The organism is Mycobacterium sp. 3519A (assembly GCF_900240945.1).
GTDB lineage: Bacteria > Actinomycetota > Actinomycetes > Mycobacteriales > Mycobacteriaceae > Mycobacterium.
This window is the reverse complement of the sequence record NZ_OESG01000013.1, coordinates 285,271-302,880: the sequence shown is the minus strand read 5'-3', so window position 1 is coordinate 302,880 and position 17,610 is coordinate 285,271. Positions and strand designations below refer to the sequence as shown.

At 61.1% G+C, this 17,610-nt stretch carries 13 protein-coding genes; 5 read left to right on the top strand and 8 right to left on the bottom strand.

Annotation, left to right across the window (positions count from 1 at the left end; translation table 11 throughout):
• Positions 1–165: 165 nt before the first annotated feature.
• The 4 genes from C1A30_RS09340 to C1A30_RS09325 are packed head-to-tail and all read right to left on the bottom strand — an operon-like array spanning position 166 to position 6,668.
• Positions 166–1,014 (bottom strand): phosphoadenosine phosphosulfate reductase family protein, encoded by an 849-nt coding sequence (locus C1A30_RS09340; RefSeq protein ID WP_101950081.1) that lies wholly within the window; start codon positions 1,012–1,014, stop codon positions 166–168.
• A complete protein-coding gene (locus tag C1A30_RS09335; RefSeq protein WP_101947990.1) occupies positions 1,007–4,444 on the bottom strand; it encodes a hypothetical protein in 3,438 nt (1,145 codons plus the stop codon). Before C1A30_RS09335 ends, C1A30_RS09340 begins: the two co-directional genes overlap by 8 nt.
• Positions 4,441–5,514 carry a DUF4007 family protein gene (locus tag C1A30_RS09330; RefSeq protein ID WP_101947989.1) on the bottom strand — a complete coding sequence of 358 codons (1,074 nt, stop codon included), beginning with the start codon at positions 5,512–5,514 and terminating at the stop codon, positions 4,441–4,443. The genes C1A30_RS09335 and C1A30_RS09330 overlap by 4 nt, the downstream gene beginning before the upstream one ends.
• 8 nt (positions 5,515–5,522) lie before the next feature.
• Positions 5,523–6,668 carry a cysteine desulfurase family protein gene (locus C1A30_RS09325; RefSeq protein ID WP_101947988.1) on the bottom strand — a complete coding sequence of 382 codons (1,146 nt, stop codon included), beginning with the start codon at positions 6,666–6,668 and terminating at the stop codon, positions 5,523–5,525.
• Positions 6,669–6,943: 275 nt separating this feature from the next.
• On the opposite strand from C1A30_RS09325, the gene C1A30_RS35360 reads away from it, so the two are divergent.
• Positions 6,944–7,537 (top strand): hypothetical protein, encoded by a 594-nt coding sequence (locus tag C1A30_RS35360; protein WP_142392574.1) that lies wholly within the window; start codon positions 6,944–6,946, stop codon positions 7,535–7,537.
• A 9-nt stretch (positions 7,538–7,546) separates the two neighbouring features.
• Positions 7,547–8,827 carry a DNA sulfur modification protein DndB gene (locus tag C1A30_RS09320; RefSeq protein WP_101947987.1) on the top strand — a complete coding sequence of 427 codons (1,281 nt, stop codon included), beginning with the start codon at positions 7,547–7,549 and terminating at the stop codon, positions 8,825–8,827.
• A gap of 433 nt (positions 8,828–9,260) precedes the next feature.
• Here C1A30_RS09320 and C1A30_RS09315 read toward each other — a convergent pair whose 3' ends face one another.
• Positions 9,261–11,474: an MDR family MFS transporter gene (locus tag C1A30_RS09315; protein WP_101947986.1), complete on the bottom strand. Its 2,214-nt coding sequence runs from the start codon at positions 11,472–11,474 to the stop codon at positions 9,261–9,263.
• 108 nt (positions 11,475–11,582) lie between these two features.
• Positions 11,583–12,239: a DsbA family protein gene (locus tag C1A30_RS09310; protein ID WP_369974109.1), complete on the bottom strand. Its 657-nt coding sequence runs from the start codon at positions 12,237–12,239 to the stop codon at positions 11,583–11,585.
• A gap of 83 nt (positions 12,240–12,322) precedes the next feature.
• On the opposite strand from C1A30_RS09310, the gene C1A30_RS09305 reads away from it, so the two are divergent.
• Positions 12,323–12,946, top strand: coding sequence for a TetR/AcrR family transcriptional regulator (locus tag C1A30_RS09305; protein ID WP_101947985.1), 624 nt, complete (start codon positions 12,323–12,325; stop codon positions 12,944–12,946).
• A 355-nt stretch (positions 12,947–13,301) separates the two neighbouring features.
• A complete protein-coding gene (locus tag C1A30_RS09300; RefSeq protein ID WP_160112718.1) occupies positions 13,302–14,393 on the top strand; it encodes an oxygenase MpaB family protein in 1,092 nt (363 codons plus the stop codon).
• 7 nt (positions 14,394–14,400) lie between these two features.
• Here the strand turns inward: C1A30_RS09300 and C1A30_RS09295 are convergent, their stop codons facing one another.
• Positions 14,401–14,856: a lipoprotein LpqH gene (locus C1A30_RS09295; protein ID WP_235010035.1), complete on the bottom strand. Its 456-nt coding sequence runs from the start codon at positions 14,854–14,856 to the stop codon at positions 14,401–14,403.
• A 227-nt stretch (positions 14,857–15,083) separates the two neighbouring features.
• Here C1A30_RS09295 and C1A30_RS09290 point away from each other — a divergent pair, with 227 nt between their 5' ends.
• Positions 15,084–16,580, top strand: coding sequence for a DUF3375 domain-containing protein (locus tag C1A30_RS09290; RefSeq protein ID WP_101947982.1), 1,497 nt, complete (start codon positions 15,084–15,086; stop codon positions 16,578–16,580).
• Positions 16,581–16,592: 12 nt separating this feature from the next.
• On the opposite strand, the gene C1A30_RS09285 is transcribed toward C1A30_RS09290, so the two are convergent.
• Positions 16,593–17,564: a patatin-like phospholipase family protein gene (locus tag C1A30_RS09285; protein ID WP_101947981.1), complete on the bottom strand. Its 972-nt coding sequence runs from the start codon at positions 17,562–17,564 to the stop codon at positions 16,593–16,595.
• Positions 17,565–17,610 lie beyond the last annotated feature (46 nt).

The following is a 17,610-nucleotide window of genomic DNA, read 5'->3' as shown; positions in this document are numbered from 1 at the left end:
TGATACGTCGGAAACTCTCAAGATCCCCACCCTGCTGGTTCGAATGCAAAGGCAACTATGCCGAAGCTCTCAGAGCCTGTCCGAAGATTACGTCAACTACAGCAAACTTTAGGGATTAGATGTCACTCCCTGCAGGGACATCGACGGCACTACTGCGGGCGCGCGTCACAAAGCACATACCGAACACTGCATTGAGTCGTCGTCGTCGTCGAGCGCGTCGCCGAGGACTTCCCATACCGGTCTATTCTTCTTGCGCTTCTTCGCCTGCTGCTGCGCCTCCTCATGGCGCGCGAGGATCTCTTCCCGCCGCGCTACGAGGTCCGGCAGCGACTCACCGCCAGACCAGGTGTACTGACGGCCCTTCATCGCATATTCGCCGAACGAGGCATCACCGTCCGCGCCGGCGTCCTGGCGGACCTTCGCTTCGATGGCGATGGCGCGCTGGAAGAGGTCCGGATGTTTGTCCGCGAGCCCAACCCACTCGGCTTTCCGCTGGTAGAAGCAGAAATAGCACCCGGATCGAGTTCGCCATTCGTAATACTTGGGCAGCCCGATGCCTGCGTCCTCCAGAATGCGGAGAACGCCATCGTGGTCGACGTCGTCTTCGACGAACGGCAACACCGTGCGGATATTCGGCTTAGTGCTCACGTAGCCCTTGCGACCTGACTCGTCGGCCCTGATAGCGACGTAGGAGACGGCTTGATCGTCACCGATCCACTCTTCGAGGGGTTCGATCTTCATCTTTTTTGTGCACCAGCGCATCTGTGGAGATGGCAGTGTCCCCCGGTACACGTCAAACCAGTGATCGAACCCTTTCCGAGCGTTGAGCCGAGCTATCGGTTTACCTAGAGCGGTCTCAAGGCGGTCGAGGTATTCGTAGGTTTCGGGTAGCTCGGCTCCGGTATCGCAAAAGAAGTACTCCATCTGCGGGATTCGATCGCGCATGTACACGGCCAAGGCGCTGGAGTCCTTCCCTCCGCTGATTCCGCAGATGTGACGGATAGCGTCAGCCATGTCGTCGCTCCTCCCCGCTGGTGCCTTCCGCTGCGGCTGAGTCCGCAACGTCATATTCCGCGGCCAACCTTGCCATCAGCATCCGACAAGCCGCCGACCGCGAGCCCCCACTCTTCATCAGAGCGGACACGATCCGGTCGAAATGTGGATCAATCGCGATCTTCTGCTGCTTGGTCAGCGCCAGAAGCTCAATCGACTCAGTGCCGTCAGGACGCGTAAGCGTCATGCGGCTCGACGAATAGCCCTCATTAAGGTTCGCGGCGAGACGGTCATGTAGCAAGGCCGACGTCCGCCGCAGCGCGCCGCCCAATTCCGCAATTCTCAGCGGGAAGCGGTCGGCGATGTCGTCGCTCCACACGCGAGGGGCCTGGCCCTCGCTTATCACCATGGCGACATTCTCCAACCAAGGCTGATCATCAAGCGGACGAGCCAAAGCTCCCACGAAGGCCTTAAGCCGTGGTTCCAAGACATGACCCTCAAGCCGTGTCGCGTCGGCGGCCAGAGCCTGCCGAAGTTCTGTAAGTCGTCCTGCGGACGATGTGGCTTGGGCAAGTTGTTCTTGAACGATGGCAAGCAACCGTGGATAGGCATTGCGAAGTTCAGTGATCGTGTCTGCAAGCCGATCAGCGAATTGGTCCGCGGCTTGAGACTCTGCCCGATTGCGTCCGGTAAACGGCGCTAGCCCGAACACGCGGGGAAGAGCCTCGAAGAGGAGGACGTCCGGCTCCGTCGCCTGATGAAACGCTTCTCTAACCGCGAGAGCCTCAGGGGACAAATCCCGCCTGGTCCTCTGCGTGTACGGGGGCAACGTCCTAAGCTCGCGGTAAAGGGCAGTCGCCACGTTCAAGAATGTCGGGGGTGTACCTTCCGGCTTCCGGATCCCGAGACGTGACACGAGGCTATTGATAACGGCTGATCGCTTACCCGTCCGCGTCTGCGTGTTCTTGATCGAGAAGTGGGTGAGATTCTTCGTAAGCCGTTCGGCGACAGCGTCATCGATCGATAGGACGAGACTGCCGTGTTCGTATAGCGCAACCTCGTCGCTCCTAGCTACGAGCCCCGCGATCAAAAGCAACGGAATGATCCCGTCCTTGAGACCTAGTGGAGGAAGGGTCAACCGCGCACCAATTTCAGCCAAGCTCAGGCGCGCTTCGACGGCACTATCGAATTCGGAGTTGATTCGTGCCCAGACCGGTTTCCAACTGCGATCAGATGGAGAGTGGAGTGCCCAGACGCCGTCAGCGGTCTCCCTGTGAAGCCCAGTCTTACGGAAGATCGCTTCGTACATCGCGCGATCAGGCCCATAACCTTCGATCCCGAAAGCTTCGGAGTCTTTATGTGCGAGAAGAGCATCGATGAGAAACCGTCGAGCTTTTGCTCCCTGGCTAGTAAGCTCGCGACGAGCAATCATTTCGTTTGCAACTCGCGGCGTATCGGGATAAGCGAGATCCGCTACATCGGACAACGTGGCGGATATCCCCTGGCGGGCGTCGAGCGGAGCGTTTGTACCGGCGACGAACCATCCCGCGTCCGCGCTCCACGTGTCACCGATCACCGACTGGAGCCGCTGTTGCGCGTCGGACGCGCGTTCCACCAACTCACTCAGCGCAACCCAATCAGCGCCTTCACCTTCTGCGCTTTTCAATGCCGACGTGAGCGCTGCAGCTTCGATTGCAGCTTCGCGTACGGCGGAAACACTTCTTGGCACCACGTATACTGCTGGTCGCGCGTCAGCGGGGCTCGGGGCAGCTTTTGAGTCAAGCTTGGGATTCGTTGCAAGACGCACTATTCCGTCCCAGGAAGGGTCAAGCCCAGCCAGCCCCTCAGCACATCCGTCGCTGAATTCCCTTGCGAAGACCCGCAGAACGCCGGTTCGCTGACTGTGGCGACCAGCCACCAGCGGCTCAAGCTTGACCGCATCGCGTAGGAGGTCGACTAGAGCTGTTCCTTCGTATCCGTGCCTTGAATTCTCGATAACCTGACGCAAGTTGTAGTCAGAACCTTGCCAGATCCGATACTCATCTGAGAAAGCCCTGTAGGTGATGAGCCCCGCATCGACGAGCGACTCGAGCACCTCGTTGATAACCTCGCTGGTATGACAAGCTGATTCGAGAGCCAGGGTGAGGAGTGATCGCGACGCCCTCACTCGTCCGCCACTAGAGACCAAATTCAAAAGGCCAATCGTCTTCAGCGCCTTGACTTGAATATCTTTGAGGCCGGCAGTGTCACGGATCCGGGTTTCAATTTCGATCCAGCGACTCGCGCCATCGGCAACACCAATCATGCTGCCTGAAGACTCGAGAAAGTAATCGTACAGAAGATCGAGCCCCACCATGGGGATCGTCGAAGTCCCGTCCCAGCCAGTCTGCGCGAGGAACTGCGGTAACGCTGACGGTTCAGTGCCTGTGAGGAAAGAGAACAGCGTGCGTTCGTTTTGGCCGTAGCGGCTGCAAAGGTCGGGAAGCACTGCGAGTGCCAGCGGATGTAGCGGAATTGCTTCGGCGGCGTCGTCGGCAATATCGCGTAATCCGTGCTCCTCCAACCTTACTCGATGGTCACGAAGCCACTCTTTGGCCGCCCGCTGTAGGTGCTTGTCCTGGCGAAGCGCGGATGCGATCAGCCGGCGTGACTGCGCGGGTGTCTCGGTGTAGGGAATGTCCTGGAACCGCCCTTGGACCTTAGACCATTCGCGTCGCCGTGCAGTCGAGCTGCCCTGTACATATTCGTCGAATGACAGGTGCTGCATGGTGATAACGACCATTGGCACCGCGTCAGTGCCTTGCGTCATCTCGGCGAGTTCTTGAAGCAGGAACGGGTCCCCGTCGGCTCCTGTCCCAGCGAAGTACTCGAGGTTCTTGCCAAACTCATCGATGATAAGGAGAAGGGGATGTTCGCGCGTGATCTCTCGAACACACGACCTAATCTCGGCTGCTGAACTCTTTCGCTTCTTCGACGCGAAGCCGGCCGGCACGAGCCCAGAGCCGGCACCCGACTTAGACATCCCGCCATGCAACGCCCGTGCGATGGTTTCAGCGACTGGTTCGTTTCGTGCCGTCGCGAAAGCTCGAACGAACCCAGAACGACCCGCCTTTACCGATCGCATTCCTCCCATTAGCTCCGCGTCGATTGCCGGATCGATAGCCTTCAAGATTTCATGTGCGCGTTTGAATTCCGCTGTCGAGGAGCCGGATAGAAGGCCGTCGAGGAAGACGGCGAGCGACGACTTCCCGCCACCATGTGGCCCGGTAAGCGAAAACGTCCTACCTGACGCCGGATCTGCTAATCCACGTCCGATGCGCGCGATTACATCGAGAGCACGACCGGTAGGCATGTATCCGTCGATTGCCTCGGTGCCGTGATCACGCTCAACATTGGCGGATCGACTGAACCTTCCGGACGGCTCAACGTGTTTGGCCAGTGTGTCAGTCATGCTGCATCCCCACCTATTCGGGCTTGGGCACGTTCCACCTTCCGCAGGGCACGCTCGATCTCCGAGTCAGACTTGACTGCTGTTGTCGCATCAGGCCCAACAAGCGCGAAGTCGCTTAACCCGAGTAGGTCGGGTTCACGCTGCGCATGCCTTGCGGCGATCAGTTCGAACGCAACATCACCCGGAGGCGCGCTGATTGCCAATTGTCGCGAGCCTGCAGGTCTAACGAGCCGCAAGTGGCCGACAACGATGGACGACTCCTCAATCGCGTCTGCGATATCCTGCTCACCAATCTTCATTATCCGCCCGGGCGCACCGGGGTCCGCGGCAAGGCGCGCGAGCGTAATCGTCTGACTACCATCAGCGGCTCTACTCAAATAGTCCAGGCAGGCATAGGTAATGGCCGCCGCAGGCAAGGTCGGTTTACGGCCCCGAATGATTCGATATGTATTCTTCTTCGCTCCCTGGGAAGGCTGTATCAGCCCAAGCTCGCGAAACGGTGAGTCGAGAAGTTCATCGAGCGTTTGCCGGCGCTGAGCGTCGCGCCGCGAATACATCCGAAGTAGGCAGTCGACGTCCTTTTCGACACTGCTCTTCATTGGCTGCGACCAAGTGGTGGCGGCGATCTCGTCGAGGCAGTACTGAAGAAGCTCGTCGTCAGTGAACTCAACTGCCCCAAAGTCGTTGAATGCGAGGCGCCAGACTGGAAGTACCGACCGCTCTGAGACGGCATGCCAGTGCAGCATCCAGAGGGTCGCGGTGTCTTCTAGGTAGGGGTCTAGTCCACGTCGGTCGTCCAGAAGTGCCCGACCGATGCGGGTGGGGGTGTATACCGAGACTCGGGGGCGATCAGGATGCGGCCGCCGCGTTACCACTTTCGTTGCGAGCGCCCAGAATCGGATCGCTTCGACCATGTTCTTGCCGACCCCAAGGTCGACGGGCGCAGTCTTTTCGTTGAAGATGTTCGGGTTACTCGCGGCGGCGTCGTAGCCCTTCTTGATCCACCCGAATCGGGGGTGGAACGTTTGATGGTTTGCGAACGTTGGAATCGCGGCCTGTTCTAGCGTCATGAGTCCCCCTAGTCCGAAGTCATCTCGCGCACTCGCGATACTGCAACGATGATGGACGCTCCGGCCTGATCGATTTCTTTCTTCGTCGTGGGCCGCCCAAGCGAAATACGCAGTGATTCAGACGCCTGGGTTCTATCGAGACCCATCGCCAACAACACATGAGAGGGCGAGGGCACTGCCGACTGGCACGCGCTTCCAGACGACACGAACACGTCTGGCATCGAGGCCATAACCGCCTCCGCATCTGCACCTTCGAACCTCACGTTGAGCGTGTTTGAAAGTCGTTCAGCGTTGGCGCCGTTCAAGTGCACACCGGTCAGGTTCGCCCCTAAAGCACCGAGTAGGGACTCAGCAAGCTGACCAATCCGAGCCTCATCCTCCGCTTGCTCCTTCATTGCGAGTTCGGCAGCGACTCCAAACCCAACAATTGATGGAGTGTTTTGGGTCCCACCTCGGATGCCGCGCTCCTGGCCGCCGCCAGACATGATTGGTACCAACGATTTCTGAACGTTCCGGCTCGCGATCAGTGCTCCTGCTCCCTTAGGGCCATAGATTTTGTGGCTGCTACACACCATCAGATCAGCGGCGTCGGTCGCGTGGTCAAGGTTTGCTTTGCCAACAAGCTGTGTAGCGTCGACGAAATTGAGCGCACCCGACTTGCGGGCCAGGTGCGCGACCTCCAAGACAGGAGCAATGACACCGGTCTCGTTATTCGCCGCCATCACTGCAACGAGTGAAACAGAATCATCAATGAGTTCTTCCAGATGGCGAAGGTCGATCGCGCCGTCAGCATCCACAGACGCTTCGCGGATCTCACCGCCGGTCAAGCGAGTCCCGAACTCGGCTGCCGCGATGATCGCCTTATGTTCCGTCGCCGAGATCACCACATTGGGTCGGGTAGACACGCCGAGCATCGCCCCAACGAGCCCGAGGACAGCTGCTTCAGTGGCCCCGCTGGTGAAGATGACATCTCGGACTGGCCGACGCATCAACGAGGCGACCCGGTGACGGGCTTCCTCGACGAGTTCGGCAGCAACCTGACCGGCGGGATGATGTGAGCTCGACGGATTCCCGTAAGCCTTGTGAGCCTCCGCAACGGCGGTGAGCACACGCTGGTCAACCGGGGTAGACGCGTTGTAATCGAGGTAGACCATCGCTTAGATCCTATTCGTGCTGGCGGCAAAAGTTGGGTGCCACGCGGACGAGAGAAGGTTCGCACATGTGTACGACAGCTGCCTGCGCCATCGCACGCCGGCTGTTGAACCTTGAGCTGATGCTTTCTGCTGCCTGCTCACTATGTTGAAAATCGGCGAGGTGTCAGCCAACAAGTTCCCGAAGCAAGCGCTAGGCGATGCCCTCAGCGCCTAGGGTGGTGATGGCTCCGCCCGAGCAAAGGATCAAGGGCGCGGCCCGAAGGAGGGTAACAAGGTTGGGTGAGGCTCTGAAACAGGCATTAGAGCGCCATTTGGACGAGGAACCTCCACGCCTCGACTTCAGCGTTCCCCTCGACCGCCTGGCTGACTCTGCCCATTGCAAGACACTTTCTGATGACATCCTCCGCGCGGCGCCAAACGGCTGGGAAATGGTCAAGGCCACGCAAAGCGCGTGGCAAAAGATACCGCCCACCCCAGGTCTATATATGTTTGTCTGGCAGCCAGCTTTCGAACTGACGGTGGCCACATCGTCGCATGCGCGAAGAACCTTTCCCTTCATTTTGTACGTCGGCAAAGCGGGCGATGGAAAAAACCGCAATACTCTAAGATCTCGATACAAGGGCGAATACTCGAAGCTGGTCGCCCGAGACCCCGAGCGGCTCTGGGGCAAGAACGCTCTCAATACTCGAGAGGATAGATTGCAACGTTATCTCAACCTAGCTCCTCTTTGGTTCTGGTATTGCGAGGTTGAAGAGGCGGCATCGATCGACTCGCTTGAACGACGATTATTCGCGTTATTTGCCCCACCATTGAACACTTCAGGAAGTCCGCGTCTGCGCGCCGTCGGTAAGCCGAAACCAGCATTCTAGGAGATTAGTGTGGCTACGAAAACCTTTATTCCTGCTTTTGAAGCAAATGTAGGCGACTGGAAGTATTACATCTGCATCATGAAATACGCACAGGTTGCACGTGAAGTACAGTTTGCGCACGAACTCGGAGGTAATAAGGACCTCAATACACTTATTCAGCGTGGCATAAGTGCGAGAACGGATGGAATAAGAGATTATCTTTTGAAGTCGAAACACCGTTTCTTGGGGTCGTTAATTGTCGCCACCTGGGGCGGCGATCCAAAGTACCAGGAATTGAAGATGGACGACCCCGACGGCATACTAAAAGGCGTTGACAAGGGATTCGGAGTCCTCACCCTCGACGGGAGTCACCAATTTTTCGCCCTCGACGGACAACATCGGCTCCGTGCAATCAAAGACGCAATCAAGCAGCAGCCCTCTCTGGGCGCTGAGGATATATGCGTTCTGCTTGTATCGCATTATGACACGGCGGCGGGGCGTGAACGGACGCAACGGCTCTTCACGAATATCAACCGGAACGCGAAAACGACAACCCAGGCTGAAAACATCGCGCTCGACGTTGATGATGCCTTCGCCATAACAACCCGCGCTTTACTCACAGACCATCCATTCTTCAGTGAGAAGGGTCGGGTTCGCGTGTTTGTCCGCCCGCCCTCAGAGGGCGATTTCACGCTGGCGGCTGGGTCCGTACCGGTGTCGGACCCCAGCGCATTTACTACCATTACCGTACTTTATGACTTATTGAAGTTACTTGGTTGGGACTTGCCCCCAGAGATCGCTGATTTGCAGAATCGTCCGTCAGACAAGGTGCTTAAGGAGACCTATGATGTGCTTGCGCACCGCCTTGAGCAGCTGATGAAGGCAACCGACGACATTCGATCGAAGTTGCAAGCTAGTACAAATGCGAAGGACCTTCGTGCACCGAAAGGCAAAGAAGGCAACGGCCACCCTATGATGCGTCCAGTGGTGCAGAAAGCGCTAGCGCGGGCAATTCAAACCGTCGTCGACCAGGAGCTTCTTACATACGATCAAGTCCTCGAGAGGATTGCGAAGCTAACTTGGAAGATTTCTAACGCCCCGTGGACAGCGGTGTTTAATACTGAGAACAATAAGATGATTACGGCAAAGGAAAATACCGAACTTCTCGAAGAGCTCATACGTGCCCATATTGCGCCAACCAGCAAGGCAGAAATCGCGCGAGCCCGTAAAAACTTCAAGGCTATCCGGTTGTCGAATTACCCTGCGTCGCAGGAGCAGCTAGAGAAATCGATTATTGAAGTTGCTGACTGACCACGACCGTGCACCTACGATCCCAAGCGACTCAAAACCGGGTTTCGATCAAGCACCTCGATGAGCGACAAGCAAGCGATGTCATTCGGCAGTTTTGCCGAGTTCAAAAGATCACACCCGTTCCCACGACTGTACTGCCAGCGGATATCTTCAGCGTTCCACGAGCCCGTCGACGAGCCCGCTGTTGATCACGACGAGTGGGACATCACGGCTCCGATCATGTCGCGCCATCAAGCGAGAGTGATTTGGCGGTCGCCAGAGCAGCTAGCGACCAGCAACACCAGCAATACCAGCAACACCAGCAACAGAATTCACACTGGCACCAGCGCGTCGGCACATAGCTCAAGCCGTTAAGATCAATGCGATTCCGCCCCGCCCGGTCGCTTCGGTGCCGAACCGCAGATCTCCAGTCACGTCGCCAACCGCGCGGGCACTAGCGGTATGGACGGCGCGGGCCCCTCGGTGGCGGACCGGGCGGTGGCCGCATCCGTGTCGTGGGCGGCTCCGCGGGCGGCTGGGGTGGCCGTCCGTAGGCCCTCGGGTCCGGTTGCGGAGCCGGGGGCGCTGGCCGCGACGGAGCCGGTCTCGGCGGCAGCGCCCGGCGTGGCGGCCGTAACCGCATCGCCTGCGTCTCGTCGTCTGTCCAATCTCGTTGCACTAGAACGTTTTGCGTAATCCGGTCCAACGCTTGCCTGACCTCGTGACGCTCCGGTTGCGCCTCCAGACCAGACGTCTGGGCCAGCCGCCGTGTCAGCCACTCCAACGTCTCCGTGCGGACCACCTCGATCTCGCGCGCACCGATCGGCGTCAGCCAATAATCATCACCATTGCGCTCGGCGTAGCCCGTCGCCACCAGCCGATCGAACGCAGGCTGCAGAATCTCGCGCGGCACCCGGACATGTTCGGCGACATCACCCACCCGCGCCCGCCCGGCAGCTTGCCCGAAGCGATACACCTGCATCAGCGCCCACAACCGCGAGATGTCCAGCTTGCTCCCCGGACGTTCGGCCAACGCACGCAACTGCATTCCCGATCCCTGACGAATCAGCCGGCCCACCGCGTTCTCCAAGACCTGATCCGGCGACGCCGAAGTCGGCATCGCGAAACCCTCACCCAGATCGATCGCAGTGCTAACGGCGTTGTCCCGCATCGGAACCTGCTTCAGCGTCAACGCCAAGATGAACCCGACCACCGCCACCGGCGTGGCATACAGGAACACCTTGTCTAGCGCATCGGCATACGCGGCCGCTATCGGCGCAGCCATCTCCGGTGACAACTTATGCAGCCCGTCCGGGGACTGCGCAGCCTCGGGCGACGCGCCACTGCTCGCCAACGCCACCGCGAGCCGACTACCCAGGAAGTTGTTGAACAACGACCCGAACACCGCCGCACCGAACGAGCTACCGATGGTGCGGAAGAACGTCACCCCCGACGTCGCCACACCCAGATCCGCGAAGTCGACCGTGTTCTGCACGATCAGCACCAACACCTGCATGCTCATGCCGATCCCCGCGCCCAACACCACCAAATACACCGACTGCAACAGAGTCGACGTATCCGGGCCCATCCGCGACAGCAGCACGAAACCGATTGCCATCACAGCGGTTCCGGCCACCGGGAAGATCTTGTACTTTCCCGTGCGGCCCACGATCGTGCCGCTGGCAAGCGACATCGTCAGCATCCCGGCCACCATCGGCAGCGTATGCAGACCCGACGTCGTCGCCGAGACGCCATCGACGAACTGCATGAACGTAGGCAGGAACGTCAACGCGCCAAGCATCGCGAAACCCACGACGAACGACAACGCACAGCACACCGCGAACACCGGCTCGCGGAACAGCCGCATCGGCAAAATCGGTTCCTTCGCCCGCAATTCGACGAACACGAACGCCACCAGCGCCACCACCGAACCGACGAACAGCCCGATGATCATCGGCGAACCCCAGGCGTACTCACCGCCGCCCCAACTCGTCGCCAGCGTCAGCCCCGTCGCACCCAGACCGACCAGCACGATGCCCGCATAGTCGACGACCGGACGCGCGATCCTGCCCAGATTCGGAATCGCCACAATCGCAACCAGAATCACGATCACGGCGACGGGCACGTTGATCCAGAACGCCCACCGCCAACTCAAGTGGTCGGTGAAGAACCCGCCCAGCAGCGGGCCGATCACCGTCGTCACGCCGAACACCGCACCGAGCGCGCCTTGGTAGCGGCCGCGGTCGCGCAGCGGAATGACCTCGCCGATGACCGCGGTCGCGGTGACCATGATCGCGCCGCCGCCGATACCCTGCAGCGCACGCGCCGCCACCAGAAACTCCAACGAGTCCGCGAGCCCGCACAACACCGACCCGACAAGGAAGAACGACACCGCCGCCAGAAACACCGTCTTACGGCCGAGCAGATCGCCTAGCTTGCCGACGATCGCCGTCACGACCGTCGACGCCAGCAGATAGCTCGTCACCACCCACGCCTGATGGCCCGCACCCCCGAGGTCGGCCACCACCGTCGGCAGCGCCGTCGCGACGATAGTTTGATCCAGCGCGGCCAGCAGCATGCCCAGCACCACAGCCGAGAAGATCAAGTTGCGCTTCGGCGCCGCCACCTCCGCGCTCGTCGGTGGTGGCGCGTCGGTCGTCGCCGTCATGGTTTGGTATGTCCTCGCTCGATATCGAATGGCAGTCCGGTCCCGTGTAGCCATTCTGTGGACCGGTAACCCGTCTCGACAGTGAGATCGTTAGCTTACCTAATTGCGTTACACCGCCGGCAGCTGGCGGAGCCACTCCGATTGCCCGTCGACGGGCTGACCATTGATCACGACGGTCGGCACACCGGGATCGGGAAACTGGCGCAGCAGCGCGAGGTTGTTGACCGCGATCGCATGCGGGTCGAACCCGATCGGCAGGCCCACCCTGATGAGATCTTGGGCCGACTGAGGTGCGCCGACGTCGTTGGCCACCCCGGCGAGCTGGTTGTTGTCCAGATCCGTCGGGCCGCCCTCTTTCGGCTGATGCTCGGCCGAGAAGATCTGGCGGACGAAGCGCCACGCGACGTCGCTCGACCGCGCCTGATCGGCCACCACGAACGCCGCGTAGATCGCCCGGCTGTCGTAGGTGCCGCTGGCCGAGTACTTGTCGAGGTAGTCCACGAATCGCAGGCTGACGTGCAACGTGCCGGCATCGACACGCTTACCGATTTCGTCGCCCTTGGCGCGCACCATCTTCCCGCTGAACGGGCACATCGGATCCACGTACAGATCGATCTGCCCGAGCGCGTCCGCGTCGCCGATCGAGAGCGCATCGCCTGCCGGTGCCGCAGCGGCCGCGTGGGCCACTGCAGTGATCGATCCACACATCAGCAGTGCCACGACCACGCCCAGGACCGCCGCGAGGGCAACCATGGTCCGGTTCATCACTTCCATCATGGCGTGGGTTCCTGTGGGAGTGGCCCACCAGCCGCGTAACGTGATCGGCCCGGGCAGCGGAAGGAAGCGTTGTGGCAGCTGGAGACGCCAAGACTTCGCGACCCGTGACCCACAAGGACGAAAACCGTCGGGATGCGATCCTGCGTACCGCCACGAAGCTGTTCTCGGAGCGCGGCTTTCGGGAGACGAACCTCAATCAAATCGCGCTCGAATTGAACTTCCGACGTCAGGCGGTCTACCACTACTTCCCCGCGAAGGAAGAGATCCTCTACGAGCTGATTGCACAAGCCGGCGCCGCAATGACGGAATCATCGCAGTCGCTCTTCGACGCCGACCTACCTCCTGACGTCAAATTGGCGCGCATCATCGCCAACCACGTCCGCGTCGTCCTGTCGCGGGTCGACATTTTCCGCGTGCAGTTCAAGGAATTGGACAAGCTGACCGGACCGCGAGCACAGGCTCTGCGTGACGGCATGTGGAGTTATGTCCAGCGGACCGCTCGGGTCATCGAAGCCGGCCAGGATGCCGGGATCTTCGTGTCCGCGCCGCCGATCTCGCAAGCACTCTTGATCATCGGGATGTGCAACGGGACGACTGAGTGGTACGACGGCGAACGCACACACCTGACGGTCGATCAGGTCGCCGACGACGCGGCGCGTCTCGCAATTTCAGGATTGACCGCAAAATCTGGCTGAGCCGCCTCACCAAGTCGTCAAGCCCTAACCAGCCAGGTCACTCGGCATTCCTCGCTCCTTGCTTGCGCGCAAGCAAGCGAACAGATATGGTCGACGAACCGAGGGTCGGGGGGCAGCCGCGGGCGACTAATGCGGCGGCCTTCCCATCCGGACAGACGGAGCAGCGATGTTTCAAACCGACAATCACCCGAACCCCTCCCCGGGCGCTGACGACCAGTCGGCCATCCCGACGGAGTTCGTCTTCTTTGAGGAGGAAAGCTCCGCCCGCGGTCACGCCTTGACCCGCAAGCTCACGGAGATCGCGGGCACCGACGTCACACTGCCGTCGGACACGGTCGCGGCGATGGGCAGATCGTTGGACCAGGGCGACCGACTCGGCGATGCGTGGTACGCCGACGCTGTCGCCCGGGGTTCGGTACGCACAGCGCGTGAAGAGTTCTACCTAGCGCTGAACGACGGCATCGATGCAGTGCCGAATGCCTCGAGCCAACTTCGAGCGTTGTTCGACCAGATCACCACCGAACCGGACTGGCTGGACTGGGAACTTGTTGACTACGGAGCCGAGGTGTTCCGCCGTTACGGCAAGGAGCTGTACCCCTATTTCGGCATGACGACCTTTCTGGGTTATCGCACGCCTTCGGTGACCAAGCCGCTGATTCTCACCGGCGCATACACCGGAAACTCTGCGCTGCATCGGTTTTGGGAGACATGTAAGTTCTGGACCGACATCGGCGAGATTGACGGGCTGCGACGCGGCAATGACGGATTCACCACCGCCCTTCGAGTACGCCTGTTGCACTGCATGATCCGCCAGCGGATTCTCCCGCATCCGGAGTGGGATCGTCCCCGCCTCGGCGTGCCGATCAGTCAATTCAACATGTTCAGCACCCTGATGGCCGGATCATTCCTCGCCGGTCAGGACCTCAAGCGCCTCGGTTACCGCACGAGTGACGCCGATTTGGTTGCCGTGCTGCATTTTTGGCGCTACGTGGGACACATCATGGGAGTCGAAACGCCGTTCTATCCGGAGACGGTAGCCGAGGGTTTCCGCGCGATGCGACTTCTGGCGCTAGCCCAACGCACGAAGGACGACGAGGACTCGCGCACGCTGTGCCACTCGTTCATGGACGTCTATCGTCCCCCCGCGGAGGCGACCGGTCTGGCCAAGATCAAAGCCGAACTGAACTACCGGTTCAATCTGGGGCACGCGGCGTTCTATGCGCCCGGCTCCTATGCCAAGGCCGGATTTCCACCCGTCGGGCTGTGGCGTAACGCGCCGCTGCTTCGGTTCCTTCCGAATTATGTGCGTGAAACAGCGCGCCTGCGCGTCCCGGGCGTTGCAGGGCTGATCGATCGCAGGCATCGCGCATTTCGTCAAGCGGACTTGAAGAGGACGCTGGGCGCAGCGCGCGAGGGGTACAACGCCGTGGCTCAGCTGACTCGCTGACGAACGCCTACCAAGGGCAACTGAACTTCATCTCGAACGGCCTCGTCACCGGTTTGGTGGAGTCCGCAGCAGCGTCCACGTCATCCACCTGGCCGCAGATGGTGTAGCTGTTTCCGTTCTTCTGCGCCGTGGCTTCATCCAACTTGGAAACCAAGTAGAGGTTCGATTTCCCGCCCCCGATGGACTTGTCGATCGACACCACTTCCACCCTCGGCGCGCGGCCTTCGGTCACCATGGCGCCGGTGCTTAGGTTGTCGTCGCCAATGTCGATGATCACCGACCCCTCCTTGCTCCTACACCTGACGCCCGTGATGTCATGCGCGTGGCCGTCGACCGTGACCTGTGCGCTGCCCCACGTCGGGGAACCTGGCGCTGCGCTACCGCTCGACGCCGACAACCACGAGTGCGACTCGGATGGCGGCGAGGTCGTTGCAGACTGCGACGAACACGCCGCCAGTGCCATCACCCCCGCCGCCATCACTATCCGACATCCGTGCCGCATACCGTCGCTCCAGTTTCGTCGTCACTGATCCGCGCAGCCGATTCACCGTAAACCGCGAGCATCGCTCGACCCGCGCCGACTCCTATCCATTCGCCTCATTCACCTCGTGTTTCACACTGGTCCCCTGTCTCCGAAACCGAACCTCGACACGGCCTAGTGGCGCGCCGGATCTGTCGGCCCGGTGCCCTATGTTGGGGCCTCCGGAGGTACCCAACTCGATAGAGGAACAGGTGGACGAGAACAGCGCGGTATCGGCGGTGGACCTGCTCGAGCTCAACCGCGACCTGCAAGGCTCTCCTGCGATCCGGCTGCTGTCCGCCACCAATCTCAACCTCTACGCGACGCTCATGGAGCGCCACCTTGCTGACGGGGCGCTGCCCGAGACCGAACTCGTCGTGCGCCTGGAACGCGACCTCGCCGACCTCGACGACCCCCAGTCCGGCCTCGCGCTCATCAAGTCCTGGGCTGCGCAGGGCTGGCTGCACCGCATCGTCGATGAACGCCACGACCAGAACGTCTGCTACCTCACCCAGGACGCCCGCCGGGCCCTTGACTTCCTAAGAACCATGCGCCGCCAGGACACCATCGCCACCGGCGGCTCCATCACCGGCATCGCCGCCCGCCTCAAACAGGTCGCCGTCAAAGTCGACCATGATCCCGCCCGCATCCGCAAACACATCGAAGCCGAAATCGCTTCTCTCCATGAGGAACTCGACGCGCTCGATGCCGGCCAACGCCCGCAGCCCGACGTGACGGACTGTTACGACGAGGCCCGCGCCATCGCCCTGCAGATGGAACGCCTCATCACCGACATCGGCCAGTACGGCACCATGATCGAACAGGCCACCGCCGCCCTCGACGAGCCCATTGACTCCAACACCGAATACCGCGACCGCCAGCGCCAGATGTACACCGACTACCAGGCCGCCTGGGACTCCCAGGGTCGCGACTCCCACCGCGCCTTCCTACGGATGATCAACGACCCCGACCAACGCGCCGAGTTCGAGGCCGACGTCGCGGCCGTCGCCGAAGCCCTGCCCGCCCTCGACCCAGCACTGCGCAAAGTGATGGCCGGATTCTTCGAACTCGTCGGCCACCAGATCGACGAAGTCGAACGCATCCAGCAGCGCTGCGCCCAACGCGTCAAACGCTTCACCGCCTTCGGCACCATGGAGCAGAGCCGCGGCGTCGCCCGCCAACTCAACGACGCCATCACCGCCGCCCGCGCCCTACTCAAGTCCTCCTTCACCGATTCCCGCCTCGACATCGACGTCCCCCTCGCCCGCCACAACATCAGTTCCATTGGCGCCCTTGGCTTCCGGATCGGCGACCTGTCCAACCCCAAACCCGCCACACCCGGCAACACCGAGGTCGACCTCACCAGCTTCGCCGCCCTCACCACCCAGGTCGACGCCCCCGCCATGTCCGACATGCTCAACCACGCCATCACCGCCGGGCCCGTCTCGCTGCCCGACGCCGTCGCCATGCTCGACACCGCCTATCTCGGTCACGTCATCGTGCTGTGGTCGTGGGCGCTCAAGCAGCCACAATCCCCGATCCCCGACAAAGACACAGGGTCCACCACCGTCCGCTTTCGATCCCTCGACGGCCGCGACCGCGAAATCGCCGTGCCGCGTTTGACTTTCACCGAACCGATCACCACCCTCGTCGGCGCCGCCACCTGACCACCGAAGCCGTCACACGTCAGTTTCGGGCGCGGGCCCGCCGCGGCACGCCCGCAGGTATTCGGCGTAGTTCCAGGACGCCAAGAAATCTTGGGCCGCCTGCACCCCGCGGTTGTACAGCGCATCGCGCTCGTGCGCACTGATGTCGAAATCGAGCGATCCGACCGACTCGGCGGGAACGAAGATGGTGCGTCGAACCGTGCACGGGTCATCGACATAGGCCGCATCCTGATCGCTGATCAGCGTCTCCAGCGCGCCGAACGCCAGCGACAGCGGACCCCGGATCTGATGCGTCGGCGGCATTCCCGGCGGCGCGGACAGTCGGATGCCGAATGTCGGCCACCGCGGCGCGTTGCCGCTGTCGAACAACTGCACCGGAAAATTCGACAACAGTCCACCGTCCACCCACGTCGCACCGCTGACCCGCACCGGTTCGAACGCGAACGGCACCGCCGACGAGGCCCGCACCGCCTTCGGTACTGAGAACTCATCAGGATCCACACCGTAATTCGGCAAATCCCACGGAATGCGGACCAACCTGCGCCGCGACAAATCACTGGCGGTGACCACCAGCGACCACGCATACTGCGGCGCCTGCTCGCCGGTGCGCAAATCACCGAACGTGTGCACCCCGAGATCGCCGAGCAGCCCGGTCAGCAACTTCTCCAGGTAGTCACCCTTGTACAGCCCATCCTTCGCCACGAGTGACAGCGCCGGGCCCACGATCGGTATCCGCGCGAGCAACGTCGGGTCGGCGAACTTCGAATAGTCGATACTCTGCGCCAGTTCGTCGAGTCGCGACAGCGGTTCGCCCGCCGCCTGCAGCGCGGCCACCATCGAGGCGACAACCGCACCCGCACTCGATCCAGCGACCCGCGGAAACCCATATCCCGCCGCCACCAGCGCATGCACCGCACCAACCAAGCCGATGCCCCGCACGCCGCCGCCTTCACACACCAGATCCGCTTGGGGTGTCGCCTTCATCCGTCAACCCTCTACCCAATGTCGTTACTCGACACGCGTTTTCAAC

Bases quoted from the DNA above. Each gene is read 5' to 3' on its own strand.
- C1A30_RS09340 (WP_101950081.1), bottom strand. From the start codon at position 1,014: ATGGCTGACGCTATCCGTCACATCTGCGGAATCAGCGGAGGGAAGGAC.
- C1A30_RS09335 (WP_101947990.1), bottom strand. From the start codon at position 4,444: ATGACTGACACACTGGCCAAACACGTTGAGCCGTCCGGAAGGTTCAGT.
- C1A30_RS09330 (WP_101947989.1), bottom strand. From the start codon at position 5,514: ATGACGCTAGAACAGGCCGCGATTCCAACGTTCGCAAACCATCAAACG.
- C1A30_RS09325 (WP_101947988.1), bottom strand. From the start codon at position 6,668: ATGGTCTACCTCGATTACAACGCGTCTACCCCGGTTGACCAGCGTGTG.
- C1A30_RS09315 (WP_101947986.1), bottom strand. From the start codon at position 11,474: ATGACGGCGACGACCGACGCGCCACCACCGACGAGCGCGGAGGTGGCG.
- C1A30_RS09310 (WP_369974109.1), bottom strand. From the start codon at position 12,239: ATGAACCGGACCATGGTTGCCCTCGCGGCGGTCCTGGGCGTGGTCGTG.
- C1A30_RS09295 (WP_235010035.1), bottom strand. From the start codon at position 14,856: ATGGCACTGGCGGCGTGTTCGTCGCAGTCTGCAACGACCTCGCCGCCA.
- C1A30_RS09290 (WP_101947982.1), top strand. From the start codon at position 15,084: ATGTTGGGGCCTCCGGAGGTACCCAACTCGATAGAGGAACAGGTGGAC.
- C1A30_RS09285 (WP_101947981.1), bottom strand. From the start codon at position 17,564: ATGAAGGCGACACCCCAAGCGGATCTGGTGTGTGAAGGCGGCGGCGTG.